27 protein-coding genes and 1 riboswitch are annotated in these 25586 nt (G+C 61.8%); of the genes, 12 read left to right on the top strand and 15 right to left on the bottom strand.

Annotated elements, in window-relative coordinates:
• Window position 1: 1 nt before the first annotated feature.
• Both I6L32_RS09770 and I6L32_RS09765 read left to right on the top strand, forming a co-directional pair.
• Window positions 2–817, top strand: a complete 816-nt coding sequence (locus tag I6L32_RS09770; RefSeq protein ID WP_019840685.1) for an ABC transporter permease — start codon at window positions 2–4, stop codon at window positions 815–817.
• 29 nt (window positions 818–846) lie between these two features.
• A complete protein-coding gene (locus I6L32_RS09765; protein WP_216945015.1) occupies window positions 847–2277 on the top strand; it encodes a gamma-aminobutyraldehyde dehydrogenase in 1431 nt (476 codons plus the stop codon).
• A 126-nt stretch (window positions 2278–2403) separates the two neighbouring features.
• Here the strand turns inward: I6L32_RS09765 and cyoE are convergent, their stop codons facing one another.
• The 4 genes from cyoE to I6L32_RS09745 are packed head-to-tail and all read right to left on the bottom strand — an operon-like array spanning window position 2404 to window position 5580.
• Entirely contained in the window at window positions 2404–3309 is a 906-nt protein-coding gene (gene cyoE / locus I6L32_RS09760) for a heme o synthase (protein WP_216945014.1), read from the bottom strand.
• Window positions 3306–4316, bottom strand: coding sequence for a heme A synthase (locus tag I6L32_RS09755; protein ID WP_043152869.1), 1011 nt, complete (start codon window positions 4314–4316; stop codon window positions 3306–3308). Before I6L32_RS09755 ends, cyoE begins: the two co-directional genes overlap by 4 nt.
• Before the next feature lie 59 nt (window positions 4317–4375).
• Window positions 4376–4858 (bottom strand): hypothetical protein, encoded by a 483-nt coding sequence (locus I6L32_RS09750; protein ID WP_216945013.1) that lies wholly within the window; start codon window positions 4856–4858, stop codon window positions 4376–4378.
• Complete coding sequence (locus tag I6L32_RS09745; protein WP_254203895.1) at window positions 4855–5580, bottom strand: SURF1 family protein; 726 nt, start codon at window positions 5578–5580, stop codon at window positions 4855–4857. The genes I6L32_RS09750 and I6L32_RS09745 overlap by 4 nt, the downstream gene beginning before the upstream one ends.
• A gap of 18 nt (window positions 5581–5598) precedes the next feature.
• Here I6L32_RS09745 and I6L32_RS09740 point away from each other — a divergent pair, with 18 nt between their 5' ends.
• The gene (locus I6L32_RS09740; protein WP_043152873.1) at window positions 5599–5805 is read left to right on the top strand and encodes a DUF2909 family protein; all 207 of its coding nucleotides are present in this window, start codon (window positions 5599–5601) and stop codon (window positions 5803–5805) included.
• An 8-nt stretch (window positions 5806–5813) separates the two neighbouring features.
• On the opposite strand, the gene I6L32_RS09735 is transcribed toward I6L32_RS09740, so the two are convergent.
• The 6 genes from I6L32_RS09735 to I6L32_RS09710 all read right to left on the bottom strand — a co-directional run bounded on the left by I6L32_RS09735 (window position 5814) and on the right by I6L32_RS09710 (window position 12752).
• Window positions 5814–6695, bottom strand: a complete 882-nt coding sequence (locus I6L32_RS09735; RefSeq protein ID WP_216945012.1) for a cytochrome c oxidase subunit 3 — start codon at window positions 6693–6695, stop codon at window positions 5814–5816.
• Between the two features lie 2 nt (window positions 6696–6697).
• A complete protein-coding gene (locus I6L32_RS09730; protein WP_043152875.1) occupies window positions 6698–7252 on the bottom strand; it encodes a cytochrome c oxidase assembly protein in 555 nt (184 codons plus the stop codon).
• A gap of 9 nt (window positions 7253–7261) precedes the next feature.
• The gene (gene ctaD, locus I6L32_RS09725; protein ID WP_069784288.1) at window positions 7262–8860 is read right to left on the bottom strand and encodes a cytochrome c oxidase subunit I; all 1599 of its coding nucleotides are present in this window, start codon (window positions 8858–8860) and stop codon (window positions 7262–7264) included.
• 9 nt (window positions 8861–8869) lie between these two features.
• On the bottom strand, window positions 8870–10000 hold the full coding sequence (gene coxB / locus I6L32_RS09720) for a cytochrome c oxidase subunit II (protein WP_223917946.1): 1131 nt from the start codon (window positions 9998–10000) through the stop codon (window positions 8870–8872).
• A 368-nt stretch (window positions 10001–10368) separates the two neighbouring features.
• Window positions 10369–12441 carry a tRNA(Met) cytidine acetyltransferase TmcA gene (locus I6L32_RS09715; protein WP_043152877.1) on the bottom strand — a complete coding sequence of 691 codons (2073 nt, stop codon included), beginning with the start codon at window positions 12439–12441 and terminating at the stop codon, window positions 10369–10371.
• A complete protein-coding gene (locus I6L32_RS09710; RefSeq protein ID WP_041211748.1) occupies window positions 12438–12752 on the bottom strand; it encodes an HlyU family transcriptional regulator in 315 nt (104 codons plus the stop codon). Before I6L32_RS09710 ends, I6L32_RS09715 begins: the two co-directional genes overlap by 4 nt.
• 138 nt (window positions 12753–12890) lie before the next feature.
• On the opposite strand from I6L32_RS09710, the gene I6L32_RS09705 reads away from it, so the two are divergent.
• From I6L32_RS09705 to I6L32_RS09695, 3 genes are all read left to right on the top strand, one after another.
• Window positions 12891–13097 carry a bacterioferritin-associated ferredoxin gene (locus I6L32_RS09705; RefSeq protein WP_010675777.1) on the top strand — a complete coding sequence of 69 codons (207 nt, stop codon included), beginning with the start codon at window positions 12891–12893 and terminating at the stop codon, window positions 13095–13097.
• A gap of 131 nt (window positions 13098–13228) precedes the next feature.
• On the top strand, window positions 13229–13708 hold the full coding sequence (gene bfr / locus I6L32_RS09700; protein ID WP_042015144.1) for a bacterioferritin: 480 nt from the start codon (window positions 13229–13231) through the stop codon (window positions 13706–13708).
• Between the two features lie 250 nt (window positions 13709–13958).
• On the top strand, window positions 13959–14417 hold the full coding sequence (locus I6L32_RS09695; protein WP_041211864.1) for a methylglyoxal synthase: 459 nt from the start codon (window positions 13959–13961) through the stop codon (window positions 14415–14417).
• 64 nt (window positions 14418–14481) lie between these two features.
• Here the strand turns inward: I6L32_RS09695 and I6L32_RS09690 are convergent, their stop codons facing one another.
• On the bottom strand, window positions 14482–15069 hold the full coding sequence (locus I6L32_RS09690) for a superinfection exclusion B family protein (RefSeq protein ID WP_041213974.1): 588 nt from the start codon (window positions 15067–15069) through the stop codon (window positions 14482–14484).
• A 190-nt stretch (window positions 15070–15259) separates the two neighbouring features.
• Window positions 15260–15366, top strand: a riboswitch (yybP-ykoY riboswitch).
• Between the two features lie 89 nt (window positions 15367–15455).
• Between I6L32_RS09690 and I6L32_RS09685 the strand changes: the two genes are divergently transcribed.
• Window positions 15456–16442: a sodium:calcium antiporter gene (locus I6L32_RS09685; RefSeq protein ID WP_254203894.1), complete on the top strand. Its 987-nt coding sequence runs from the start codon at window positions 15456–15458 to the stop codon at window positions 16440–16442.
• Between the two features lie 94 nt (window positions 16443–16536).
• Here I6L32_RS09685 and ansB read toward each other — a convergent pair whose 3' ends face one another.
• From ansB to I6L32_RS09670, 3 genes are all read right to left on the bottom strand, one after another.
• On the bottom strand, window positions 16537–17595 hold the full coding sequence (ansB, locus tag I6L32_RS09680; RefSeq protein ID WP_048208529.1) for an L-asparaginase 2: 1059 nt from the start codon (window positions 17593–17595) through the stop codon (window positions 16537–16539).
• A gap of 129 nt (window positions 17596–17724) precedes the next feature.
• Window positions 17725–17919, bottom strand: coding sequence for a heavy-metal-associated domain-containing protein (locus I6L32_RS09675; protein WP_113069029.1), 195 nt, complete (start codon window positions 17917–17919; stop codon window positions 17725–17727).
• Between the two features lie 111 nt (window positions 17920–18030).
• Window positions 18031–18981 (bottom strand): AEC family transporter, encoded by a 951-nt coding sequence (locus I6L32_RS09670; protein WP_216945010.1) that lies wholly within the window; start codon window positions 18979–18981, stop codon window positions 18031–18033.
• 134 nt (window positions 18982–19115) lie between these two features.
• On the opposite strand from I6L32_RS09670, the gene treR reads away from it, so the two are divergent.
• The 4 genes from treR to I6L32_RS09650 all read left to right on the top strand — a co-directional run bounded on the left by treR (window position 19116) and on the right by I6L32_RS09650 (window position 24053).
• Window positions 19116–20063 carry a trehalose operon repressor TreR gene (gene treR, locus I6L32_RS09665; RefSeq protein WP_041211765.1) on the top strand — a complete coding sequence of 316 codons (948 nt, stop codon included), beginning with the start codon at window positions 19116–19118 and terminating at the stop codon, window positions 20061–20063.
• Between the two features lie 186 nt (window positions 20064–20249).
• Window positions 20250–21680, top strand: a complete 1431-nt coding sequence (gene treB / locus I6L32_RS09660) for a PTS trehalose transporter subunit IIBC (RefSeq protein ID WP_216945009.1) — start codon at window positions 20250–20252, stop codon at window positions 21678–21680.
• 88 nt (window positions 21681–21768) lie between these two features.
• Window positions 21769–23433 (top strand): alpha,alpha-phosphotrehalase, encoded by a 1665-nt coding sequence (gene treC, locus I6L32_RS09655; protein ID WP_216945008.1) that lies wholly within the window; start codon window positions 21769–21771, stop codon window positions 23431–23433.
• A complete protein-coding gene (locus I6L32_RS09650) occupies window positions 23433–24053 on the top strand; it encodes a sugar O-acetyltransferase (protein WP_029314833.1) in 621 nt (206 codons plus the stop codon). The genes treC and I6L32_RS09650 overlap by 1 nt, the downstream gene beginning before the upstream one ends.
• 87 nt (window positions 24054–24140) lie before the next feature.
• On the opposite strand, the gene I6L32_RS09645 is transcribed toward I6L32_RS09650, so the two are convergent.
• A complete protein-coding gene (locus tag I6L32_RS09645; protein ID WP_039039724.1) occupies window positions 24141–24599 on the bottom strand; it encodes an Lrp/AsnC family transcriptional regulator in 459 nt (152 codons plus the stop codon).
• A 105-nt stretch (window positions 24600–24704) separates the two neighbouring features.
• On the opposite strand from I6L32_RS09645, the gene I6L32_RS09640 reads away from it, so the two are divergent.
• The gene (locus I6L32_RS09640) at window positions 24705–25571 is read left to right on the top strand and encodes a DMT family transporter (protein WP_216945007.1); all 867 of its coding nucleotides are present in this window, start codon (window positions 24705–24707) and stop codon (window positions 25569–25571) included.
• Window positions 25572–25586 lie beyond the last annotated feature (15 nt).

Here is a 25586-nt window from a genome sequence, read left to right as displayed (position 1 = left end):
CATGAAGCGGGACCATGGCAGCCAGCCCTCCGGCCTGCTCAAGTACGCGGCCATCGGCGGTCTCCTGTTCCTGCACTTTCCGATCCTGTTCATCTTCCTCTACGCCTTCACCAGCGAGAGCAAGAGCTACCAGTTCCCACCGCCCGGGCTCACCCTCAAGTGGTTCGAGGTGACCCTCAACCGCCCCGACGTGTGGCGTGCCATCCAGCTGTCGCTGGAGGTAGCGGGGCTGGCGACGCTGGCCGCCATGGTGCTCGGCACCCTGGCGGCGGGGGCCATCGCCCGCAGCCGCTTCTTCGGCCAGGAGGTGGTGTCGCTGTTGCTGGTGCTGCCCATCGCCCTGCCCGGCATCGTCACCGGCATCGCGCTGCGCTCAGCCTACGGGGTGATGGAGATCCCTTTCAGCTTCTGGACCATCGTCATCGGTCACGCCACCTTCTGCGTAGTGGTGGTCTACAACAATGCCCTGGCCCGCTTTCGCCGCACCAACCAGAGCCTCATCGAGGCGTCGATGGATCTCGGTGCCGACGGCTTCCAGACCCTGCGCTACGTGATCCTGCCCAACCTCGCCACCGCCCTGCTGGCGGGGGGCATGCTGGCGTTTGCCCTGAGCTTTGACGAGGTGATCGTCACCACCTTCACCGCTGGCCAGCAGACCACGCTGCCGATATGGATGTATCAGGAGCTGATCCGGCCACGGGACAGACCGGTCACCAACGTGGTGGCGCTCATCATAGTGGCCTTCACCACCATTCCCATTCTGCTTGCCTACTATCTCACCCGCGACGGCCAGGACGTTGCCGGCAGTGGCAAATAACGACTCAACGCGTGCGCAAGGATGCAACCATGAAACTCTCTACCCAACTTTTGATCGACGGTCAGTTCGTCACCGGTGACGGCCAGGCCGAGCCCATCCTCAACCCGGCCACCGGCGAGCTGCTCGCCTCGGTGCCCGAAGCCTCGTTCGAGCAGGTGAACCGGGCGGTGAACGGCGCCCAACGCGCCTTCGCCCAGTGGAGCCGCACCACCCCGGCCCAACGCAGCACGCTGCTGCTGCGCCTGGCTGATGCCATCGAGCGCCACGCCGAGGAGTTTGCGGCGCTCGAATCCCTCAACTGCGGCAAGCCCTATCTGGCGGTGCTCAATGACGAGCTGCCGGCGGTAGTGGACTGCTTCCGCTTCTTCGCCGGCGCGGCTCGCTGCCTGCAGGGGCCGCTGGCGGGGGAGTACATCGAGGGGCACACCAGCATGATCCGCCGCGATCCCATCGGGGTGGTGGGCAGTATCGCCCCCTGGAACTATCCGTTGATGATGGCGGCCTGGAAGATGGCCCCCGTGCTCGCCGCCGGCAATACGGTGGTGCTCAAGCCCTCCGAGCAGACCCCGCTCACCGCCCTGCGCCTGGCGGAGCTGGCCAGCGAGCTGTTCCCCCGCGGCGTCATCAACATCGTCTGCGGCCGGGGCGAGAGCGTGGGGGCGCCGCTGGTGGAGCACCCGCTGGTGCGCATGGTGTCCCTCACCGGTGACATCGCCACTGGCCAGAAGATCCTGCAGAGCGCCGCCCGCACCATGAAGCGCACCCATCTGGAGCTTGGCGGCAAGGCGCCGGTCATCATCTTTGACGATGCAGACTTGGAGGCCGTGGTGGCCGGCATTCGCACCTTCGGCTTCTACAACGCCGGCCAGGATTGCACAGCCGCTTGCCGCATCTATGCCCAGGGCAAGATCTACGACAAGTTCGTCGCCGCCATGACCGAGGCGGTTGCCTCCATCAAGGTGGGCGGTCCGCGCGAGGAGGGGGTGGAGATGGGGCCGCTCATCTCGGACCGGCAGCGCAACCGGGTGGCCAGCTTCGTGGAGCGGGCCCAGAGCAGCGGTCACGTGGAGGTGACGGCGGGGGGCAAGATCCGCCCCGGCAACGGTTTCTTCTTCGAACCGACCCTGATCGTCCACGCCCGTCAGGAAGATGAAATCGTGCGCCGGGAGGTGTTCGGCCCGGTGGTGTCGGTGACCCGCTTTGGCGACGCCGAGCAGGTGGTGCAGTGGGCCAACGACTCGGACTACGGCCTCGCCAGCTCGGTCTGGACCCGGGATCTCGGCCTTGCCAGCAAGGTAGCCAGCCACCTGCAGTACGGCTGCACTTGGATCAACACCCACTTCATGCTCACCTCCGAGATGCCCCACGGCGGCATGAAGATGTCCGGCTACGGCAAGGATCTCTCCCTCTACGCGCTGGAGGACTACACGGTGCCGCGCCATATCATGGTCAAGCTCTAGGCTCCACTCCGTCCCCCTGAAAACAAGATGGTCCCTTGGGGCCATCTTGTTTTGCATCAGGTCTGTGCATCCCTGCAGTGCACCGACGCAGCGTCACCATTCACCCGACCGCGACCCGCGTCAACGTCATGACAACCGCCACAACCAGTGGTGATCCAGAATCAGCAGACCAAACAGCAGCATCAGGTGATAGATGGAGAAACGGAAGGTGCGCATCGCCTGGCCGGGGCGATCCCCATACTTCAACAGCCAACCATGCCAGCAGAATCCGAGGTTCAACCCAAGGCTGCCGACCAGGTAGACAAGCCCCGACATACCGATCAGATAGGGCAGCAGACAGACGAGCGTCAGGATCAGCAGATAGAGCAGGATGGCGGTCTTGGTGAAATCGGTGCCGTGGGTGACGGGCAGCATGGGAATGTCGGCACCGGCATAGTCATCGCGCCGGTGGATGGCCAAAGACCAGAAATGGGGCGGCGTCCAGGTAAAGATGATCATCACCAGCAGCCAGGGCTCGGCCGAAAGCTGCCCCGTGATGCTGGTCCAGCCCAAGAGCGGTGGCATGGCTCCCGCCAATCCGCCGATGACGATATTCTGCGGCGTGGCCCGCTTCAGCAGCAGGGTATAGACGACCGCATAGCCGAACAGGCTGGACAGGGTTAGCCAGGCAGTCAGGGGATTTACGCCCCAATGGAGCAGAACAAACCCCGACAGTGCCAGACAGATCGCGAAACTCATCGCCTGCCCCGGCGTGATCCGTCCCGTGGCGACCGGGCGCCAGCGCGTTCTGCGCATCCGGGCATCGATGCCGCTATCCAGAGAATGGTTCATGGCCGCCGCCCCGGCAGCGAGCAGTCCAATCCCCGACAGGCCCAGTATCATCTCGTCCAGAGAGGCGCGTGTCGGCTCGGCCAGCAGCATGCCCACCCAGGCGGTCAGGAGCAGCAGGGCGACCACCTTTGGTTTGGTCAACTGACAATAATCGTGCACCCGGCGGAGGGCGAAGCGCTGTACCCGCCCTCTCCCATTCATGTCCGGCTCCTGACCATCCCAGGGGATGCCAAGGGGTCGTGATGATGCAAAGAGAGGCTCCCGCGCGCCAGCACACAACAGGCCAGCAGGTGGGCGGCCACCAGATTGTGTGCAAGGGCGTTGGCCAGCGGCAGGGCCAGATGGACGTTCGCCAATCCCAAGGCAATCTGCACGGTCAGCAGACCCAGCAACAACCAGCCAAACCCTCTCAAGGGGGGCCGCTGGCAGAGCAGCGCGAGGGCGAAAGCTCCCACCAGCAAGGCCGTGGTCAGCGCTCCCAGGCGATGGGCGATGTGAATGGTCTGGCGCGCCTCCTTGCCCAGCACGCCGAACTCATAGCTGGCGTGCCCCAGAGGGAGATGAAAGGCTTGCGCCCAATTCAGCTCTGCCTGCCAGTTGCCCTGGCACAAGGGAAACTCCACACACGCCATGGCCGCATAGTTCGCCGACGTCCAGCCCCCCAGCGCGATCTGCAGCAGCAACACGCCACAGGCCATGCTGCCAAGCCAGGACACCCCCTGGTGTACGGGCGGGGGTGAAGGGAAACCAGCCAATTCGGCCCGATAGAGCCAAAGCAAGGTCAGGATGGCGAAGCCGCCCAGCAGATGAGTGGTCACCACCAGGGGATGCAGGGCCAGGGTCACCGTCCACATACCCAGTGCCGCCTGACCCGCAACCAGCACCAGCAAGATGAGCGAGAGGTGGCGCAGTCGGCCGCCTGCACGCCAGCCCAAGCCGGACAGGAGCACAATCACGCCTCCCAGCACCCCGGCGAAGTAGCGATGCACCATCTCGCTGCGCGCCTTGTGAGGAACAAGCGGGCTGGCCGGATAGCGCTGTGCCGCCAGTTCCGCATGCTCGGCGCGGGGAATGGCCAGGGAACCATAGCAACCAGGCCAATCGGGGCAAGCCAACCCGGCATCCGTCAACCGGGTATAAGCACCGAGCGCGATGACAAGAACTGCCAGCGCAATGGCCACGGATGCCAGCCTCTTGTGCATCTTCATATGCCGCCTCGTTGACCGTGCAGTCACCAGAAGATGCGAGTTCCATGCCGGCGGCATCGTCACTGCACCCCACGCTGATATTTGAGCAGTTGCTGCAGATCCGACAGTACCGCCTTGCCAAGCAATGGCCAGGTCGTCGTGCTGCCGGGTACCTCGTAACGCAAGATGGCCAGCCCGCGGGCGTCCACCAGCAGTATATCCCCCTCCCTCATTTCACTGTTTGCCTCGTAAGATGGCGTCAACTGGACCAGCTCCAGCTTGTCCAGATTACGGCCAAGTGCGGCCTGGATACGTGCCATCAGCGCGGGGACCTGCCGGCATTGCCCCTCGCAGCGAGAGGCCACCAGATAGACCAGTCGCCATTGGTGCTGATGGGCAGGAAGCGGTTGCAACAGGTAGATCTCCTGGTGCAGCCAGTGCCCCTTGCTACGCGTGCCGGGCTCATACCAGCCCTGGTGAAGAGTCAGAGCCGCCAGCACCACAGGCAGCAGGATCACCGCAGCAAAGAGCACTGGTACCCGCCAGCGTCGCCATCCGCTCATGGGGAGCACCTCCTTGTCAGCATGACCCCCCCTGACAGAACCACCAGCGCCAAGCCGAGCCATTGCACCGCATAGGCCCGGTGTTTTTCGGGCGGCATGACATTGTGCTGGTAGTGATAGAGGAATGGGGTTCGTCTTTGATACAACACGGCGTCTGCAAGCGGGGCTCCGATTGCCTGTCGCAGGGTCTCGACCCTGATGGATTGCAGCCGGTTCGGGTAGGGGCCTGGTTCTATGTTCTGTCCCAACAGGAAGCCGCCGGGAGCCATGCGCAGCACACCTTCAAGGGTCATTGCGGCGGGGATGGCGGGATTGGGCAATTGCGACCTGTCGGATGGCGCGGGCACCCATCCCAGGTTGACCAGCAACAGTGAGGATCCCCCCTCTGCGCGTACCGGGATGAGCACGTCATAGCCAACCTCCCCGTTGACGATCTGGTTGTCCAGCAACCAGACATAAGGGCTGACCCACTCGACTTTCCCTTGCAGAGGCTGGCCATCCAGTGACTCCGGGTGTTGCCAGTCGATCTGGGCCAATGTCCTTGGCCCGGCCTGCTGCATCTTTGCCATCTGCGCCAGCCAGGCCGTTTTTTCCATTCCGCGCTGCCACTGCCAGAACGCCAGCTTGCACAAACCGGCCGTCACCACCAGAGTGAACAACAAGACGAACCAGCGTCTGTGATGCCATGGTCGTCGCTTGTCTCGTGCAGCCGAATCGCGCATATCGAGGAGGATCCCAAGATGTTGATCAAGGTCGTTCTGATACTCATGCTGCTGCTCATCATCGGCCAGCTGTTTCACGCCCTCTGGCTGATGCTCAGTGCAGGCAATACGCAAAAGATGTCGGTACCTCTGGGCCGGCGCGTCTTCTTCTCCCTGCTGGTGGTCATCATACTGCTGCTCTCTCTCGCGATGGGCTGGCTGGAGCCCAACCCGCGTCCCTACTGAGCACGGCATCAAAGCAGGTAGACAAAGACGAACAGACAGAGCCAGACCACATCGACGAAGTGCCAGTACCAGGCCGCAGCCTGGAAAGCGAAATGACGCTGTGGGGTGAAATGATCCCTCAACATGATGCGCAGCCAGATGATGGTCAGGAAAAGGGTGCCCAGCAGCACGTGCAGTCCATGGAACCCGGTCAGAATGAAGAAGGTATTGCCATAGATGCCGGAATCCAGCCGCAGCCCGAGATCCCGATAGGCATGCAGATACTCATAGCCTTGAAACCACAGGAATATCAGCCCGAGCACCACAGTGGCCAGCAACATCCCCTTGAGCCGCATGCGTCTGCCGTTTTCCAGACTCATGTGTGCAAACAGCAGGGTCACGGAGGAGCCGAGCAGGATCAGGGTATTGATGAGGGGGATCCCCTGCCAGGGCATGGCCTGGGTCGTGGCCCCGCCGGGCGTCTTGAGCAGGGGCCAGTGAGCGGTGAAATCCGGCCACAGCAGCTGGCCCGTCATCACCCTGTGGCCCGCACCATCCAGCCAGGGCACCGCAAGCTGGCGGGCATAGAACAGCACTCCGAAAAAAGCCAGAAAGAACGTCACTTCGGAGAAGATGAACCAGACCATGCCCTGCCTGAAGGATCTGTCCATCTGGGCGCTGTAGAGCCCGGTCATGGACTCCCGGATGATGTGACGGAACCAGCCAAACAACATGAATGCCAGCAGGGCGACACCGGCCATCATCAGATACCGGCCGAAACCGGTCTGCCCACTCGCCACTTCATTGACCAGATGTCCCGCCCCCAACGCCAGGAAAAACAGTGCAATGGCACCAATGATGGGCCAGCGACTCTGGTCCGGGACATAATAGGTCTGGTTCACCTTGGCCATGGTCATTTCCTCTGTGCGAGTGCCGGTACCGGTACGGACGCCGTGATGTCATAGAGCGAGTAGGAGAGCGTGATGGTATTGATGCTGTCCGGTAGTGCCGGATCGATATAGAACTTGAGCGGCATCAGCTTGCTCTGCCCTGCCCTCAGCTCCTGGCGATTGAAACAGAAACACTCCACTTTCTTCAGATAGGCCGCGGCGGGACCGGGAGAGACCGACGGGACCGCCTGACCCACCATGGTCCGCTCCGTGGGATTGAACACCCGAAAGTTGACCATCTTCACCTCCCCCGGCCGCACCGACAGCCGAGCCGTCTCACCGCTGAACTCCCACGGCATCCGGGTATCCGCATGAGCAAGAAACTCGATCTGGATGCTCCGCTTGCTGTCGATCACCGCCCGCTCCGTACTGGCCGCTTGATCAGACGTCTTGCCATTGAGGCCGGTGATCCGGCAGAAGACGTCATAAAGCGGCACCAGCGCAAAGGCAAAACCAAACATGACGAGCACGACCAGAGCCAGTTTTCTGAGCAAGGGGGCATGACTGACCTTGGTCATATGACCTCCCTAACGCTCTTCCGACCGGATATCCGGTGGAGTCTGGAAACTGTGATAGGGAGGGGGAGAAGAGAGCGTCCATTCCAGCCCCTCGGCCCCCTCCCATACCCGATCGCTCGCCTTGGCTCCGCCTCTGATGCATTTGATCACACCCCAGACAAACAGCAGCTGGGACAGGCCGAAGGCAAAGCCCCCCAGGCTGATCAGCATGTTGAAGTCGGCAAATTGCAGGGCGTAATCGGGAATGCGGCGAGGCATGCCCGCCAGCCCGACAAAATGCATGGGGAAAAACAGCACATTGACCGAGACGAGCGAACACCAGAAGTGCCATTGGCCGAGCCGCTCGTCATACATGTGCCCCGTCCATTTCGGCAACCAGTAGTAGGCCGCAGCCAGGATCGAGAAGACGGCACCGGTCACCAGCACATAGTGGAAATGGGCCACTACGAAATAGGTGTCGTGATACTGAAAATCAGCTGGCGTCATGGCCAGCATCAGCCCGGAGAAACCGCCAATGGTGAACAGGGTGATGAAGGCGATGGCAAACAGCATGGGGGTCTCGAATGTCAGAGAACCACGCCACATGGTAGCAAGCCAGTTGAATACCTTTACCCCTGTCGGCACCGCGATCAACATGGTGGTGTACATGAAGAACAGCTCCGCCACCACGGGCAATCCGGTGGTGAACATGTGGTGAGCCCAGACCATGAAGGAGAGCAAGGCGATGCTGCTGGTGGCATAGACCATGGAGCGATAACCGAACAGCTTCTTGCGGGAGAAGGTCGGAATGATGCTGGAGACGATGCCGAAAGCCGGCAATATCATGATGTAGACTTCCGGGTGCCCGAAGAACCAGAAAATGTGCTGAAACAGGACAGGATCCCCCCCACCGGCCGCATCGAAGAAACTGGTCCCGAAATACTTGTCCGTCAGCACCATGGTCACCGCAGCCGCCAGCACCGGCATGACAGCGATGAGCAGAAACGCCGTGATGAGCCAGGTCCAGACAAACAGCGGCATCTGCATCCAGCCCATGCCCGGCGCCCGCAGGTTGAAGATGGTCACGATGACGTTGATGGCCCCCATGATGGAGGAGATCCCCATGATGTGAATGGCAAAGACGAACAGGGCCGTGCTGTTGCCGCTGTACTGGGTGGACAGGGGGGCATAGAAGGTCCAGCCAGAACTGGGGCCGCCTCCCTCCATAAACAGGCTCGACAGGAGGATGAGGAAAGCAAACGGCAGGATCCAGAAGCTCCAGTTGTTCATGCGGGGCAGCGCCATGTCAGGAGCCCCAATCATGATGGGGATCAGCCAGTTGGCGAGGCCGGTGAAGGCGGGCATGACGGCACCAAAGACCATGATGAGGCCGTGTACCGTGGTCATCTGGTTGAAAAACAGGGGTTCCACCAGTTGCAGTCCGGGCTGGAACAGTTCTGCCCGGATCACCATGGCCATGGCGCCACCGGTAAAGAACATGGTGAGGGCAAAGCAAAGATAGAGGGTACCGATGTCCTTGTGATTGGTGGTGTAGAGCCAGCGCCTCAGACCGGCCGCTGGCTGGTGGACATGTTCGCTGTGCGGGGTATCCGTGATTCCATCACTCATGCCGACGCCTCACTTGTCCTTGTCCGGATTGGCCGGGTTGAGAAGGGACTGCACCTCGGCTGGCTGCACAAGGTCGCCGGTCTTGTTATCCCAGGCATTGCGTTCATAGGTGATGACGGCGGCCAGTTCCTGCGCCGTCAACTGTTTGCCAAAAGGCTGCATCGCCGTGCCGCTCTTGCCATGCAGGACGATGTCCAGATGCTGGGCCCGATGTTCCGCCTGTGTGGTCACCTTGCTGCCATTGAGCGCCGGGAAGATGCCGGGCAATCCGGTACCCGCGGGCTGATGACAGGCAGCGCAGTGCCCCAGATAGACTTTCTCCCCCTGTGCCATGGCTTGTGGCAACGTCATGGTCTCCGCTGCCTGCGCCTGTTGCTGTGCCTTGGCAGTTGCCTGCTCGTCTCCCTTTCTGGCAATCCACTTCTCGAACTCCTCTGCGGATTTGGCCACCACAACCACAGGCATGAAACCGTGATCCTTGCCGCACAGCTCGGCGCACTGCCCACGATAGGTGCCCGGCTTGTCGATCCGGGTCCAGGACTCGTTGATGTAGCCAGGATTGGCGTCTTTTTTCACGGCGAAGGCGGGAACCCACCAGGAGTGAATGACATCGTCCGAGGTCATCAGGAAACGGATCTTCTTGCCGACCGGCAATACCAGAGGGTTATCCACCTCCAGCAGATAATTGCCGCCCTTGGGGGCATCACCGGAGATCTGCTGTTTGCTGGTCGCCAGCAGGGAATAAAACGCCACTGGATACTCGAGGTATTTGTAATGCCATTTCCATTGCGAGCCCGTGACGAGGACGGTGAGATCGGCCTTGGAGGTATCCTCCATCTTCAACAGGGTCGAGGTTGCCGGTGCCGCCATCGCGATCAGTATCAACACGGGGATGGCCGTCCACAGCAACTCGATGCGGGTGCTTTCGTGAAACTGGGCGGCTTTGGCACCGCGCGATTTTCGATGGTGCACGATGGACCAGAACATGATGCCGAAGACGAGCAGACCGATGACGCAACAGATATAGAAAATCGTCATGTGCAGGTCATAGACCTGCTGGCTGATGGCGGTCGCCCCGCGCGTCATGTTGAACCGGATCTCATTGGCAAAAGCGCTGCTGCTGATGAACCACATCATCATTCCGGCACCTGCCTGAGCTGCATCGTTTCTCACATTGCACTCCCTGTGCACGTTGGAGAAGATGGCCTGCATTCAATACACCCGACGCTAACCATCTGAAAATAATGCATTTATTAAAATTCATTTCACATTCAAGTATTAGTCCATATTCAGAAAAAACCAAAATGCAGACAGCCCTGACCAGGCTCATCAGAGCAGTGGCAATGGGCAAAACGCGAGCAGGGAAGAGGGAGAAACGGGTCCCGGGGTGGCCACGTCTTGAACGGGGAGAGCTTTAGCCATGGTGAGTCGAATCGATGTGCAGAACCCGGGAGGGGCCATGGGGTCCTCCCGGGCTCCGTGGTTTTCTGCCGTGCCAGAGGCGGGGGTCAGCCCGCTGGTGCTTGCTGAGCCAGCAGTCTGGCCAGCAGGGAGCGCAGTGCTTTTATCAGGGCGGGTTTGCCCGCGACACCCTGTCGGGCAGCCAGCTCGGACCAGGACGCATATTGCCAGATGGTGGCGATCAGCAACCGTCGTTCATCCTGACTTAACGCATCCAGCATCATCACTCGCCGGAGTAGCCAGCGTTGCAGTGTCGCCTGGCACAATTCGAATGGCTTGTGATGGTGGGCAAAGCAATCGAGTTCCCGATGCTCGAATTCATCCAGATCCGGCACATGAGTGACAGGTCCGCCTCTGAGGGATAGCCAGACCAGTTCGGTATCCAGCCTCTTGAGTTCACCCGCCAGCAGGGCCGGCAACTGGCTCATGAAACGCTGTCGCCATTGCGCCAGCTCGGCGTGATATTCCGATTGCAACGGCATCAGCAGCAAAGCTGCATGACTGCCGCTGGCCGCATCGCGCTGCAGACCAAGACGCAGCACCTTCAATCCCGCCTTGAGCCAGAATGGCAGCAGATCTGGACTGGCGGAGAAGGCAGATCCCAGATAATCGACCCGTAATGCCCGATAATGTGATACCAGCTTGTCCAGCAACCGGGACCCCAGCCCGAGACGATGAAGGGCAGGATGGATGGCGATGCGCATCACCCTGGCATAAGAGCGCTCCCCCGCCGTCACGAAACCGGCGTGGGCCAGCAGCGACTGGGGCAGCAGATGTCCACGAGGGCGCCTTCGTCCGGCCCAGATCGCGTGCGCCAGATCAGGGGGTATATTGCCCTCCCGCGCGACCAGCGCCACCCCGAGCAACTCCTGTCCCTGCTCCATCAGATGAATGTCGAGATCCGGCCCCTCCAGCAAATACCGCAGATCACTGGGGCTGGTCTGGTAGTGAGCCAGCACGAGCAGGCCGAACACCCGATTGAGCAGCGCGTCATCACGGGCCAGCTCATCTTGTCCGACCAGGCGCCAGGTCGGTGATGTCGGGGGATGAGGTGCCGATATGTCAGCATTCAGACCAAGGAGCCGGAAGATCAGAGGCTCCAGCGGATCGCTCAGGCTCCAGCGAATGGGCTCCACCAGGCGCAGCTCCTGCCAATCCGGGGTTTGCTCATCGAGTATCCGCTTGAAGCGCAGATGAAAGCCGCGCCCCGTCCCCTCATAGCCGTGCTCCGTTGTAGCGAAGACAATACGACTGTGGCGGGCCAGCATGGCCTCCAGCAGTGGGGTCGGGATGGCGGCGGCTTCATCTACCAGCAGCAGATCCGCCAGCACGTCTCCTTGAGCCACCCGATCAGGGGACACATAGCTCAGACCGGCCAGCCGCTCAGGCATCTCTGCCAGCGCGCGCTCTGCATGGGCAAAAAGTGTCGCCACTGTAGCGTGGGAAGGGGCCGTCACCGCTATCGTCAAGGCCGGATCCCGACTCAGCAAGTCGGCGCTCGCCAGCCCCAGCACGGCGCTCTTGCCACGACCGCGATCGGCGCTCAGCACCAGGGGGCGGCGGCGATGGCCGTGCAACACGTTGTGGATGGCGGGCAGCGCACGGGCCTGATCCGCGCTCAGCGGTCGGCTCCCGTCGAGAGGCTGCCAGGTAATATCACAAGAGGCTGGCGTCAGATCTCGCGCCGGATCTTCTGCCAGCAACCGTACCAGCCGGGAGATGAAACCCTGCCCGGCACGATCGGCCTCCTCTGGCTGGGCGACCAGCCTCTGACGATCAGGGTCTGGGTAGGTCGGCCATACCTCCCGCGGCGGGGTCAGCAGAAGCAAGAGCCCCCCAGCCCTCAATGTCCCCGCCAAGGCACCGAATGCATCGGGGTGAAAACCGCTGAAGGCATTGAATACCAGGGTGTCGCACTCCTGACCGAGCCGTTGAAGCGCCTTGGCGGCAGGCTGCGGAGCATGACGCTCAGGACCCTGCCCCAGCCAGAACACCGCCCCCCACAGCAAGGATTCGGCACGAACGATGCAGTCATCCTGCTCCCCTTCCAGCCAGATCAGACGCCGCTCGCCGGCATGAGCGATAGCGTGGCGCAAGGCGAGCAGCTCGGCTGACATCATGGAGCTGGGCTGGCGTCTGGCTTCACACGGGGTTCAAACATGCGCTCCCCCATCTGGTCGATGAAGGTATGGGCCTTTTGCACCATGAAGCGCTCGGCATCCGCCGGGTTGGCAAAGAGATCGGAGCGGATGAAGCGATGGGTCTGTAATTGCCCGTCTATCTCCCTGGTGATGCGACCTGCCAGCCTGTATTGCCCCCCTTCCGCCATGGGCTCGGGATAGATGAGATAGCCCATGTATTCGATGGGCTCAACCTCGGGGCTCTGGGCGATCTCTCCCTTGAACAGGGCATTGAATAGTTTTTTGAACATGTTCGCATCCTCTCTGATAAAGGCATTCTCCCCAAGGGTGGAATCACTGGCAAGCACGGGATCTTATTACCATTCGTTCTTTGCACTACGAACCATTCTCATTTAGATTTCATCTCATTCCAGCATGAGGTCCAGATTATGTACGTGTGTTTGTGCCGCGGCATCACAGATAACCAGATCCGCAAGGCGGTACAGGCAGGCAAGACTGAATTCCGACAGTTGAAACAGTCGCTGGAAGTCGGTGCCCAATGTGGTAAATGTGTGCGCATGGCGATGGAGATCATCGCTACCGAAATCGACAAGATGGAGTCAGAGCAGGCACCGCTCTATTACGAAGTGGCGTAAAACCGCCGACTTCTCATCTTCATCTCTCCTTCTGCCCTCCAGAGGACGACTTTCCCCATCACGTTATGGTCATGTTTCTGGACTAAGCTCTAGTGATCGTTGCCTAGGCTCGAAAACGAGGAGTAATGTCGATGAAAGGAGATCCCAAAATCATTGCCCACCTCAACAAGGTGCTGGCCAATGAGCTGGTTGCCATCAACCAATACTTCCTGCATGCCCGCATCTATGATGACTGGGGCCTCAAGGGGCTGGGGCACAAGGAGTATCACGAATCCATCGATGAGATGAAACATGCCGACGAGCTGGTCAAGCGGGTGCTGTTTCTGGAAGGGCTGCCCAACTTGCAGGATCTGGGCAAGCTGCGCATCGGTGAGACGGTGGAAGAGATGCTGCGCTGTGACTTGTCTCTGGAGATGGACGCCATCCCCGACCTGAAAGTCGCCATCACCTATGCCGAGTCTGTGCAGGACTACGTCAGCCGCGACCTGTTCCAGGAGATCCTGGAAGATGAAGAGGACCATGTGGACTGGCTGGAAACCCAACTCGATCTCATCGCCCGTATCGGTCTGGAAAACTACCAGCAATCCCAGCTCCATGCCGAGTCATCCTGAATCGCGATGACATCAAGAGACAATCCCAACCCGCCCAGGCGGGTTTTTTCATGGCACCAGCGGCAGAGATCTTGCCCAACGATACGGTAGCCAACCTGGTTGCTGACAAGGCAGGCCAGAGGCTGTCAGGATGGCAGGCGCCGGATTGAACCGCCTCCGGGATCACAGTTACGATGCATGGGGCAGCGGCAGGCGCCGCTTTCGATTAGGATACGACCCCATTCCCATCATTTTGCTACGGATGACCTCCATGGAACTGATTGCACGCGAGATGGCGCCCCACAAACGGGTTGCCCTGGTGGCTCACGACAACATGAAAGCCCCTCTGCTGAACTGGGTGCTGCGGCGCAAGGAGGAGCTCAAGCTCCACCATCTCTATGCGACCGGCACCACGGGCACCCTGCTCGGCAAGAAGGCGCAGCTGCCCATTACCTGCCTCTTCTCCGGCCCCATGGGAGGGGATCAGCAGCTCGGCGCCCTCATCGCCGAAGGGAAGATAGACGTGATGATCTTCTTCTGGGATCCCCTCAATCCCGCCGCCCACGATCCTGACGTCAAGGCCCTGCTGCGCCTCGCGGCCGTCTGGAACATCCCGGTCGCCACCAACGAGGCGACGGCGGACTTCATCATGGACAGCCCGCACATGCAGCAGGCATTCAGCGTCCAGGTGCCCGACTACGCCGGCTACCTCAAAGCCAGAACCGAATAAGCAACGCCAGACAGCAAAGAGCCGGAACAGATGTCCGGCTCTTTTCTTTCATGGGGGGAGAAGGTCAGCGCTGGAGGCTTTTCTGCGCGAATTTGGGCCTGGCATTCATGATCTGCTCCACCTGCTCGTCGCTCATCTTGCCCCGCGACAGTCCCAGAACCTTGTAGGTCAGCAGAGGGCGCGCCGGCAGGGCGATCATCAGGGCGCGGATCTGGTTCTCGTCTTCCTTCTCTCGCGCCGGCTTGCCGTAGGCGTAGGTGAGCACGCCGGCATCCATCAGGTTTTTGACGGCGGGTTCGGTGATCGGCAGGTTTATGACGCTTTTCCGTTGCAGTACGAACTCCCGCAGCACCGCCTTCTCGTTGAAGTCGAGGAAGCCAATCATCTGGGCCAGTTGATCCTGCTGGCGGCGGGACTGCCACTCGTCACAGGCCCACTCCCAGGCGATCAGGAAGCCCTGACTGCAGAAATAGGAGATGGCGATCAACATGCCGACCCCAAGCCAGGCCGCATGAGCCGTGGCCCACTGGCTCACGGCGCCTTTCATCAATCCGGCCGGAAACAGCAGGATGATGCTGCAGCAAAGCAGCAGCCAGACCATCAGCCAGTTGAGGCGATTAAGCTGGTAAAAATGTTGGATCCACCGTTTCATCGTTCACCCTTCCCAAGTCAATGTGGACAGTAGCCAACTCGTAGCAATCGCTGTGCCAGCACAAGGATCCCCGTAAAAAGATCAGGATCCCGGACGGGAGAGTCGAGGGGTTGTCACATCCTTTTACAACTTGTCGCGCGGATCATCCCCTGTTGGCCTTGCGCCTCACCGAACCACTTGGTAAAAAGCCCGCACTGTCACTGGGGAGTAGCAACCCGCCCGAAATCCGGGCAGGGCCCATGTCAACACTCTTGGATCCACAGATCCATGGCATGGGCGGCGATAGCACCTATCGTCCTGCAAGACCTTTGGCCTCGATATGCACGCCAGCCGGGCGAGCCGTATCGGGTCCATCGGTTGTTCTGCTCGCCTGGCGGTTACTCATCATGCTGATCACCCTGCTGTTATTTCTGATCTCTGCCGTCACCATCTATCTGGCCTGCGAATACTTCGTCAACGGCATCGAATGGACCGGCCATCATTTCAAACTGTCCCAAAGCGCCACCGGTTCTCTGCTGGCTGCCCTCGGCACGGCCCTGCCCGAATGCATCGTCACCCTGACCGCCCTGCTGATGGGGGATGCCCCCGCCCAGCAGCAGATAGGCATAGGTGCGGCCCTCGGCGGCCCGCTGGTGCTGGCTACCATAGGCTATGCTGCCGTCGGCGTGACCCTGCTGCTGTGCATGAGCCGGGAGCACAGATCCATCAATGGCGAGGTGCAGCGGGAGATAGGCCGCGATCAGGCCTGGTTTGCCGGCATCTTCCTGCTGGCCGTGCTGCTTGGCATGGTGGCCTTCACCGGTAAAACCTGGCTGGCCCCCCTGTTCGTGCTGATGTACCTCCTCTATGTGCGACGTGAGCTGAAACAGACCGACAGCCACGATGCGGAATTGCCCTCCCCCCTCAAGCTGGATCCGCACGCCAGGATCCCGGCGCTCGGCAAGGTGCTGCTGCAAACCCTGGTGGCGCTCGGTGTGGTGGCGCTGGCGGCCCAGCTGTTCGTTCACCAGCTGGAGAACATGGGCGAGCTGTTCGGCCTCTCGCCGGTAGTGGCCGCCCTGTTGCTGAGCCCGGTGGCCACCGAAATGCCCGAGCTGATGAACGTGCTCATCTGGGTGCGGCAGGGCAAACACCGGCTGGCACTGGCCAATATCTCGGGGGCCATGATGATCCAGGGCACCATTCCCAAGGCGTTCTGCCTGCTGTTCACCCCCTGGCTGCTGGATAGCACCATGATGGCCTCCTCCCTGGTGACGCTGCTGGCAGTCGCGCTGCTGTGGAGGGGGTTCAGTCGGGAGCGGATGACGGCGGGCAGGCTCGCCCTGGTGGGGCTGGTTTACCTGAGTTTCTGCGGCTGGCTGATGATGAGCTGAGGGCCGGCCTCTGCCTCTGGCGCAACAAGAAAGGGCAGGATCCCATCCTGCCCTTCATCTCACGGGGTAGTGTCAATCAGACCGAGCCGAGGTCTCAGAACTGCTGGAACCAGCGCTGGATCTGGGCCGGATCCTTGCTCTGGGTCAGGGCGAGCATCAGCAGCACCCGCGCTTTCTGCGGGTTGAGGGTCTCGGCGGCGACGAAGCCGTACTTGGCATCATCGATCTCCGCATCCAGGGTGGTAGAGCCGGTCGGCACGCGGGCGGAACGCACCACGCGAATGCCGTCCTTGCTCGCCTTGGCCAGGGTGTCGAACAGGGTGTGGTAGAGGTTGCCGTTGCCCACCCCGGCACTGACGATGCCGTCAAACTTGGCATCCACCAGGGCCTTGGCCGGCAGGTCCGAGGCGTTGGCGTAGCTGTAGACGATGCCGACCTGGGGCAACTTGTCGAGCTTGCTCACGTCGAACGGGGTCTTGCTGGTGTGCTGGCGGGCCGGGCTGCGCTGGTAGTCGATCTTGCCGTTGTGGATGTAGCCGAGCGGGCCGAAGTTGGGGGAGGCGAAGGTCTGCACTCCTGTGGTGTTGGTCTTGGTGACGTCGCGGGCATCCAGCACGGTGTCGTTCATCGCCACCATGACGCCACGCCCCTTGGAGGCCGGGTCAGAGGCAGTCACCACGGCGTTGTAGAGGTTCATGGGGCCGTCGGCGCTCATGGCGGTGGAGGGGCGCATGGCGCCCACCAGCACCACCGGCTTGTCGCTCTTGACGGTCAGATTGAGGAAGTAGGCGGTCTCCTCCATGGTGTCGGTGCCATGGGTGATGACGATGCCGTCCACGTCATCCCTGGCCAGCAGCGCGTTGACCCGCTTGGCGAGCGTGAGCCACACCTCGTCGTTCATGTCCTGGGAGCCGATCTTGACCACCTGCTCACCCTGCACGTCGGCCACGTTTTTCATCTCGGGCACGGCGGCGATCAGCGTCTCGATGGCCACCTTGCCGGCCTCGTAGTTGGACTGGGTGGCGGACTGGCCCGCCCCGGCGATGGTGCCGCCGGTGGCCAGAATGTGCACGCTGGGCAGCGCCATGGCCATGGGGGAGAGGGTCAGGCCGAGCACGGCGGCGATCAGGGTCTTGCGAATGGGAAGGGTCATGCTGCAATCCTTTTGGATGAGGGAATTGCAGCATTTTTATTCTTTTTAAACGGGATTTAAGTGATCACTCTCACCAATAAAAAGAAGTAAGCAGAATATTAGTCTGATTTATACCAATTAAGTGATAATTCACTCTACCTGAAAGCCTCTCGCCTCGATCAGGGCGATCAACTCGGCTTTGCTCAGCTCGCTCTCGATGGCTGCCTTGCGGCTGGCAAAGTCGACCGTGGCGGTGCGGACTGCTGGCTGGGCCAGCAGGGCCTTTTGCAGGCTGGCAGCGCAACCGCCGCAGGACATGCCGGTAACGGTGAGTTCGATGGTCATGGGCTCTCTCCTCTGTGGATGTGACATCAGCCTAAAGCTGCCGCCTCCGGCAAGGTCAAGGGTGAATGCCGATCCCGTCAACCCCGGGTCGTGCATCATGGCGGCGCCCCATCACCCCATCAGTCTCAGGTAGTTCATCAGGGCGGCCCCCAGGCTGGTGGTGACGAGCGAGCCCAGGGTGGTGGTGGCGATGATGTTGGCCGCGAGGGCACTGTCACCGCCCATGGCGCGGGTCATCACATAGCTGGCGGCGGCGGTGGGGGTTGAGCTGATGAGAAACAGGATGCCGAGGGCCTGCGGGCTGAAGCCGAGCGCCCAGGCCCCCAGCACCAGCAGCACGGGGATGCAGCACAACCGGTTGACCGTGGCCCAGCCGGTCAGCATGGCGCCGCCGCGCAGGGCCTTGAGGTTGAGGCTGGCGCCGGTGCACAGCAGGGCCAGCGGCAGGGTCATGTTGGCGAAATAGTTGCCCGTGGTGATGACCAGCTGGGGCAGTTCGATGCCGAGCAGACCGAAGGGCAGGGCCGCCAGAATGGCGATGATGAGGGGGTTTTTGACGATCCCCTTGAGTATGGGGGCGAGCCCCTTTCCGCCCCCCAGGCTGCGGGTCAGGGTGATCACAGCGAGCACGTTGTAGAGCACTGTGATGGAGCCCACCAGCAGGGCGGCGGCCCCTATCCCCTCCGGGCCGTAGGCGTTTTGCACATAGGCCAGCCCCATGATCCCCATGTTGCCGCGAAAGCTGCCCTGCACGAAGATGCCCCGCAATTTCTGCTCGCTGATGAAACGGGCCGCCAGCACCTCCAGCACCAGGAAACCGGCGAGGGTACCGAGCAGGCCATAGAGGATGAGCCAGGGGCTCGGCATGGTGGAAAAATCGGTACGCACCATGCTCAGGAACAAGAGAGCTGGCAGGGTGACCTGGAACACCAGACGGGAGGCGGACTCGACGAAGCTGTCGGGCAAGAGACCCAGCCGCTTGAGCCAGATGCCGAGTACCAGCACCAGACAGATGGGGCCCGTGATGGAGAGAGAGAAGTGCAGACTTGCCAACAGATACATGATGCGCGTCCTGTGCAACGGCGAAGAAAGTCGCCTGGGAAAGGGCATTCTAACGCCATGGGCTTGTATTCACAGGAGTTAATCACAACAATGTCTGCATCCCGATTGTCGCCCTCCCCTGTCACGGATCCCCCATGGAAAAGAAACTGACCATCCTCGATATCGCTCGCCTCAGCGGGGTCGGCAAGTCGACCGTCTCCCGGGTGCTCAATCAGGATCCCAAGGTCAATGCCCAGACCAGGGCCAGGGTCGAATCGGTGATCGCCCAGCACGGTTTCGTCCCGAGCAAATCGGCGCGGGCCATGCGCAGCCAGAGCCAGCAGGTGGTCGGCATCGTGGTGTCGCGCCTCGACTCCAGCTCCGAGAACCAGGCGGTGCGCGGCATGCTGGAGACCCTCTACCAGCGTGGCTACGACGCTGTGCTGATGGAGAGCAAGTTCTCCCCCGCCAAGGTGAGCGAGCACCTGGCGGTGCTGGAGCGGCGCGGGGTGGACGGCATCATCCTGTTTGCCTTCAACGATCTGGACTATGCCGCCATGGCGCCGCTCAGGGAGAAACTGGTGCTGATGGCCCGCGAGCGCCCCGGCTTCTCGTCGGTCTGCTTCGACGATGACGGGGCGGTGCGCGCCGTGCTCGCCCACCTCGGGGAGCGTGGCCTGACCGAGGTCGCCTATCTCGGGGTGGAGCGCAGCGATCTCACCACTGGGCTGCGTCGGCATCAGGCTTACCTCGACTACTGTCGGGAACAGGGGCGCACGCCCCGCAGCGCCCTCGGGGATCTCGGTCTGCAAAGCGGCTATCGGCTCGCGGCCGAGCTGCTCACCCCCACCACCCAGGCCATGGTCTGCGCCAGCGACACCCTGGCCATCGGCGCCGCCAAATACCTGCAGGAGCAGGGTCGCACCGACATCCTGGTGAGCGGCCTTGGCAGCAATCCCATGCTGACTTTCCTCTTTGCCAACACCCTCAGCCTGGATTTCGGCTACAAGGACGCCGGCATCCTGGCCGCCAGACAGCTGCTCGACCAGATTGAAGAGGGGCAGCCCCCCAGAGCAACCATCGCCCCCTGTCAGCCCCTGTAGTCTATCTTTTCCTCCATTCCCGGCGTTTTGCGCTTTTTGTGACCAGCGCCACGAATTGGGAACGTTCCCATTGCCGATGCCAACCACTGGCTTCATGCTGATTGGGAACGATACCAATAAACGGGCGGTCCTTGGCCAGCCGGTAAAGACACGACCATTATTCATGGAGTCACAGAGGGAAGGCTCATGTCAAAAGTCAACACACAGCATCTGGCGCAGCTGATCGAGCGGATCGGCGGCAAAGAGAACATCACCACTGTCAGCCACTGCCTGACCCGGCTCAGGTTCGTGCTGGCCGATCCGGCCAAGGCCGACCCCAAGGCCATCGAGACCATCCCTTCGGTGAAGGGAAGCTTCACCCAGGGCGGCCAGTTCCAGGTGGTGATCGGCAACGAGGTGGATCAGTGGTACAAGGCGCTCACCCAGGAGATCGGCGTGAGCGGTGGCAGCAAGGAGGCCGCCAAGCAGGCCGCCCGCCACAACATGAACCCGTTGGAGCGCGGCATCTCCCACCTGGCCGAGATCTTCGTCCCCCTGCTGCCCGCCATCATCACCGGTGGTTTGATCCTGGGCTTTCGCAACGTCATCGGCGACATCAAGATGTTCGACGACGGCACCCACACCCTCATCGAGATCAGCCAGTTCTGGGCCCAGGTGCACGCCTTCCTCTGGCTGCTGGGTGAAGCCATCTTCCACTTCCTGCCGGTGGGTGTCTGCTGGTCTGCGGTGAAGAAGATGGGCGGCTCCGAGATCCTCGGCATCGTGCTGGGTATCACGCTGGTGTCGCCGCAACTGATGAACGCCTATGGCATCGGCCAGCAGACCCCGGAAGTGTGGGACTTCGGCCTCTTCGTCATCCAGAAGGTGGGGTATCAGGCCCAGGTCATTCCGGCCCTGCTGGCGGGTGTCTTCCTCGCCTGGGTGGAGACCAGCCTCAAGCGCATCATCCCGGCCTATCTCTACCTGGTGATTGTGCCCTTCATCTCCCTGCTGCTGGCAGTGATCGTGGCACACGCCCTGATCGGTCCGTTCGGCCGCTGGATTGGTGACGGCGTCGGCTTTGCCGCCAAGGCGGCCATGACGGGTTCGTTTGCCCCCATCGGCGCCGCCCTGTTCGGCTTCCTCTATGCGCCCCTGGTCATCACCGGCATCCACCACACCACCAACGCGGTGGACCTGCAACTGATGCAGAGCATGGGCGGCACCCCCATCTGGCCGCTGATCGCCCTCTCCAACATCGCCCAGGCGTCTGCGGTCGTCGGCATCATCCTGATCAGCCGCAAGGAGAACGAGCGGGAGATCTCGGTCCCGGCCGCCATCTCCGCCTATCTCGGGGTGACCGAGCCGGCCATGTACGGCATCAACCTCAAGTACAAGTTCCCCATGCTGTGCGCCATGGTGGGCTCAAGCTGTGCGGCTCTCATCTGCGGCTTCGCCGGGGTGATGGCCAACGGCATCGGGGTGGGCGGCCTGCCGGGCATCCTCTCCATCCAGCCGCAATACTGGGGCATCTACGCCATCGCCATGCTGGTGGCCATCGTGGTCCCCGCCCTGCTGACCCTGCTGGTCTACAAGCGCCAGCAGGCTGCCGGCAAGCTGGATCTGGCCACGGCCTGATCCACACAACCTCGGCGGAGCCCTGGCTCCGCCCTTTATCGTTGCCCTGTTCCAACTAATCCGGTTTCAACCAATGAGCGAACCAACCATGACACAGACACCCTGGTGGCAAAGCGCCGTGATTTACCAGATCTACCCCAAGAGCTTTCAGGATTCCGGCGCCCGTGGCACCGGTGATCTCAAGGGGATCATGGCCCGCCTCGACTACCTCAAGACCCTCGGCGTCGATGCCCTCTGGCTGACCCCGGTCTACGTCTCCCCCCAGGTGGACAACGGCTACGACATCGCCGATTACCTCAACATAGATCCCGCCTACGGCACCATGACCGACTTCGAGGCCCTGCTGGGCGCCGCCCATGCGCGCGGCATCCGCATCGTGATGGACATAGTGGTGAATCACACCTCCACCGAGCACGCCTGGTTCAAGTCGGCGCTGGGGGATAAAAACAGCCCCTATCGCGACTACTACATCTGGCGCGATCCGGTGGATGGCGGCGTGCCCAACAACTGGCAATCCAAGTTTGGTGGCAGCGCCTGGGAGCTGGATGAGCTCACCGGCCAGTACTACCTGCATCTGTTTGCCCGCGAGCAGGCGGATCTCAACTGGGAAAATCCGGCGGTGCGTGCCGAGGTGAAAAACATCATCCACTTCTGGGCCAAGAAGGGGGTGGACGGTTTCCGCCTCGACGTTATCAACCTCATCTCCAAGAATCAGGCGTTCCCTGACGACGAGGTGGGGGATGGCCGCCGCTTCTACACCGACGGGCCGCGCATCCACGAATTTTTGCAGGATGTGAGCCGCGACGTCTTCGCCCCCGTGGGGGCCATGACGGTGGGCGAGATGTCTTCCACCAGCCTGGAACACTGCCAGCGCTATGGCGCGCTGGATGGTTCCGAGCTCTCCATGGTGTTCAACTTCCATCACCTCAAGGTGGATTACCCGGGCGGCGACAAGTGGACCAAGGCCCCGTTCGATTTCCTCGAACTCAAGCGCATCTTCAACCACTGGCAGAGCGGTATGCATGGCAAGGGGTGGTCGGCGCTCTTCTGGTGCAACCACGATCAGCCGCGCATCGTCTCCCGTTTCGGCGATGAGGGCGAGCATAGGGTGGTCGCCGCCAAAATGCTGGCCAGCACGCTGCACGGCCTGCAAGGCACCCCCTACATCTATCAGGGGGAGGAGATCGGCATGACCAACCCCGGCTATCAGCACATCGACGACTATCAGGATGTGGAGAGCCGCAACATCTTCGCCATCAAGCAGGCTGAAGGGATGAGCGAGGCCGAGATCCTCGCCATTCTCGGCGCCAAGTCCCGGGACAACTCGCGCACCCCGATGCAGTGGAGTGCCGCCCCCAACGCCGGTTTCACCAGCGGGACGCCCTGGCTCAAGCCAGCCGCCAACTACCCCGAGATCAACGCCGAGGCGGCGCTCGCCGACCAGCACTCGGTGTTCTGGTACTATCGGGATCTCATCGCCCTTCGCAAGGCGCACCCCATCTTCACTCAGGGGGATTATCAGGAGCTGCTGACCGGGCACCCGCAGATCTGGGCCTATGCCCGCCGCGCCCACGGTCAGACCCTGCTGGTGGTGAGCAACTTCTACGGCGAGCCGGTGGAGTTTGCCTTGCCTGCCGAGCTGCAAAGCGGGGAGGGGCGACTGCTGCTTGGCAACTACCCGGATAGCCCGGCCCGCCCGCAATCCTGCAAGCTGCGCCCTTACGAATCCCTGATCTGGCTGATGGAGCAGTGATGACTGACGCAACAACAGTGCAGCGGCCCGCCGTGCGTGGCCCCGAGTGGCAAAAGATGGTGGCGGGAGCGCCCTATGATGCAGGGGACCCCGAACTGCGGGCTGCGCGGGAGCAGTGCCGCGCCCTGCTGGGAGAACTGAACCGGGAGCGAACCGATGCCCCTGGCTGGGATGAGCGCCTCACCCGCCTGCTGGGTGGCCGCGCAGAACGCTGTTTCATCACGCCCCCCTTCTTCTGCGACTATGGCGCCAACATCTTTGTCGGCGAGAATTTCTACGCCAATTTCAACTGCACCATCCTGGATGTGTGCGAGGTACACATAGGCGACAACGTGCTGCTGGCCCCCGGAGTGCAGATCTACACCGCTACCCACCCGGTGGCGGTAGCGCCGCGCATCAAGGGGGTGGAGTTCGGCAAGCCGGTGCGTATCGGCAACAACGTCTGGATTGGGGGCAGCGTCGTCATCTGCCCGGGCGTCACCATAGGGGACAACAGCGTCATCGGGGCGGGGTCCGTTGTCACCAGAGACATTCCGGCAGGCGTGGTGGCGGTCGGCAATCCCTGCCGGGTCTTGCGCCCCATGACGGCAGAGGAGCTGGCGCCCGGAGAACCTGGCTGACACAGAAGGGGCAGGCCGTACCTGCCCCTGTTCGTTTCCCTGACGGCGCTCCCGCAATGCCGGCAAGGCTTCGGCGCAACCCCCTCTTTACCCGGGCAGCAGGGCGCCGCAACGCTTGTGCTGTCCCATGACCACCAGAGTCTTGAAACTGCGTACCTGATCCCTGGCATGGAGCACCCGACGGGTGAACTGCTCGTAACTTTGCATGTCCCTGGCGGCCACTTGCAGCACGAAGTCCTGCTCCCCCGTCACATACCAGAGATCCATCACCTCGGGTTCCCGCTGCAGGCTGGCGATCATCTCATCGACGATGCGGCCATGATCCCGCTCCAGGGTCACCAGCACCAGCATGGTGATGGGCCAGCCCATGGTGGACGGTGCCACCAGCGCCACTTCCCGCTCGATGAGACCGGACTCCCGCAAGGCGCGGACGCGGCGGTAGCAGGCTGGGGCGGAAAGACCGACCCTGTGGGCCAGCTCCGGCGTGGGCAGACGGGCATCCTGTTGCAGCTCGGCGAGGATGAGCAGATCAAATTTGTCGGTCATGGGGTTCATTAGATAAAAATTATCGCACAAGGCCAGTATTAGACCGGTTTTACCCAAGTCTCCAGATATATTTTACTGCCCATCGTCCTGCTCGGTATCAATACCATGCAACCCAATCCCAATGCCCTCTCCTCTCTTCTGGCCGTCCTGCTCGCCATGCTGTCGATCACCCTCGGCGCCTCCCTGGCCAAATCCCTGTTTCCCCTGCTCGGAGCCGCAGGCACGACCCTGCTCCGGCTGGGGTGCGCCGCCCTCCTTCTCTCCCTGGTGTTTCGCATCTGGCGTGTCCCCCTCGACCGACGCACCCTGCTGGGCGCCATCCCCTACGGCCTGTCGCTTGGGGCCATGAACCTGCTCTTCTATCTGGCCATCGCACGCATTCCCCTCGGCGTAGCCCTGGCCATCGAGTTCATCGGCCCCCTGACGGTGGCCCTGCTCTCCTCACGCCACCGGGCAGACTTCATCTGGCTGATACTGGCCATCGCCGGGCTGCTGCTGCTCTTGCCCCTGCGGGCAACACAGCAGGCCATCGATCCCCTGGGTGCAGCACTGGCTCTCGGGGCTGGCCTCTTCTGGGGGCTCTATATGCTCACCGGAAAGCGGGCAGGAGCCTTGCTGGGCGCACAGGCTCCGGCGCTGGGCATGTGGGTGGGCACCCTGCTGGTATTGCCCTTCGGGCTGGAGGGTGCGATCGAGGCGTCATTCACCGTCCCCGTGATCCTCACCATCATCGGGGTGGGGCTGCTCTCGAGCGCCATCCCCTACTCTCTCGAGATGTTTGCCCTACGCCGCCTTCCCCTCAAGAGCTACGGCATTCTCACCAGCGGTGAACCGGCCATGGGAGCCTTGATGGGACTGGTATGGCTGGGCGAACAATTGCCCCCGTCCCAATGGCTCGGGATAACCGCCATCATCGCCGCCTCCATGGGCACCACCTGGCAGGCGGGTCGTCGACAAGCCGGCTCCGCCTGAACCAAAAAAAATCGG

Source organism: Aeromonas sp. FDAARGOS 1402 (assembly GCF_019046925.1).
Classification (GTDB): domain Bacteria; phylum Pseudomonadota; class Gammaproteobacteria; order Enterobacterales; family Aeromonadaceae; genus Aeromonas; species Aeromonas caviae.
This window is presented reverse-complemented; position numbering and strand designations above follow the sequence as displayed.

Coding starts and splice junctions, on each gene's coding strand:
- I6L32_RS09770 (WP_019840685.1), top strand. CDS start 2: ATGAAGCGGGACCATGGCAGCCAGCCCTCCGGCCTGCTCAAGTACGCG.
- I6L32_RS09670 (WP_216945010.1), bottom strand. CDS start 18,981: ATGTATCTGTTGGCAAGTCTGCACTTCTCTCTCTCCATCACGGGCCCC.
- I6L32_RS09675 (WP_113069029.1), bottom strand. CDS start 17,919: ATGACCATCGAACTCACCGTTACCGGCATGTCCTGCGGCGGTTGCGCT.
- I6L32_RS09735 (WP_216945012.1), bottom strand. CDS start 6,695: ATGGCCAAGGTGAACCAGACCTATTATGTCCCGGACCAGAGTCGCTGG.
- I6L32_RS09690 (WP_041213974.1), bottom strand. CDS start 15,069: ATGAAACGGTGGATCCAACATTTTTACCAGCTTAATCGCCTCAACTGG.
- I6L32_RS09755 (WP_043152869.1), bottom strand. CDS start 4,316: ATGAAGATGCACAAGAGGCTGGCATCCGTGGCCATTGCGCTGGCAGTT.
- treC (WP_216945008.1), top strand. CDS start 21,769: ATGACACAGACACCCTGGTGGCAAAGCGCCGTGATTTACCAGATCTAC.
- I6L32_RS09740 (WP_043152873.1), top strand. CDS start 5,599: ATGTTGATCAAGGTCGTTCTGATACTCATGCTGCTGCTCATCATCGGC.
- treB (WP_216945009.1), top strand. CDS start 20,250: ATGTCAAAAGTCAACACACAGCATCTGGCGCAGCTGATCGAGCGGATC.
- I6L32_RS09715 (WP_043152877.1), bottom strand. CDS start 12,441: ATGATGTCAGCCGAGCTGCTCGCCTTGCGCCACGCTATCGCTCATGCC.
- I6L32_RS09645 (WP_039039724.1), bottom strand. CDS start 24,599: ATGACCGACAAATTTGATCTGCTCATCCTCGCCGAGCTGCAACAGGAT.
- I6L32_RS09640 (WP_216945007.1), top strand. CDS start 24,705: ATGCAACCCAATCCCAATGCCCTCTCCTCTCTTCTGGCCGTCCTGCTC.
- treR (WP_041211765.1), top strand. CDS start 19,116: ATGGAAAAGAAACTGACCATCCTCGATATCGCTCGCCTCAGCGGGGTC.
- I6L32_RS09710 (WP_041211748.1), bottom strand. CDS start 12,752: ATGTTCAAAAAACTATTCAATGCCCTGTTCAAGGGAGAGATCGCCCAG.
- I6L32_RS09685 (WP_254203894.1), top strand. CDS start 15,456: ATGCTGATCACCCTGCTGTTATTTCTGATCTCTGCCGTCACCATCTAT.
- I6L32_RS09695 (WP_041211864.1), top strand. CDS start 13,959: ATGGAACTGATTGCACGCGAGATGGCGCCCCACAAACGGGTTGCCCTG.
- ctaD (WP_069784288.1), bottom strand. CDS start 8,860: ATGAGTGATGGAATCACGGATACCCCGCACAGCGAACATGTCCACCAG.
- coxB (WP_223917946.1), bottom strand. CDS start 10,000: ATGATGATGTGGTTCATCAGCAGCAGCGCTTTTGCCAATGAGATCCGG.
- I6L32_RS09750 (WP_216945013.1), bottom strand. CDS start 4,858: ATGAGCGGATGGCGACGCTGGCGGGTACCAGTGCTCTTTGCTGCGGTG.
- cyoE (WP_216945014.1), bottom strand. CDS start 3,309: ATGAATGGGAGAGGGCGGGTACAGCGCTTCGCCCTCCGCCGGGTGCAC.
- I6L32_RS09650 (WP_029314833.1), top strand. CDS start 23,433: ATGACTGACGCAACAACAGTGCAGCGGCCCGCCGTGCGTGGCCCCGAG.
- I6L32_RS09765 (WP_216945015.1), top strand. CDS start 847: ATGAAACTCTCTACCCAACTTTTGATCGACGGTCAGTTCGTCACCGGT.
- bfr (WP_042015144.1), top strand. CDS start 13,229: ATGAAAGGAGATCCCAAAATCATTGCCCACCTCAACAAGGTGCTGGCC.
- I6L32_RS09745 (WP_254203895.1), bottom strand. CDS start 5,580: ATGCGCGATTCGGCTGCACGAGACAAGCGACGACCATGGCATCACAGA.
- I6L32_RS09705 (WP_010675777.1), top strand. CDS start 12,891: ATGTACGTGTGTTTGTGCCGCGGCATCACAGATAACCAGATCCGCAAG.
- I6L32_RS09730 (WP_043152875.1), bottom strand. CDS start 7,252: ATGACCAAGGTCAGTCATGCCCCCTTGCTCAGAAAACTGGCTCTGGTC.
- ansB (WP_048208529.1), bottom strand. CDS start 17,595: ATGACCCTTCCCATTCGCAAGACCCTGATCGCCGCCGTGCTCGGCCTG.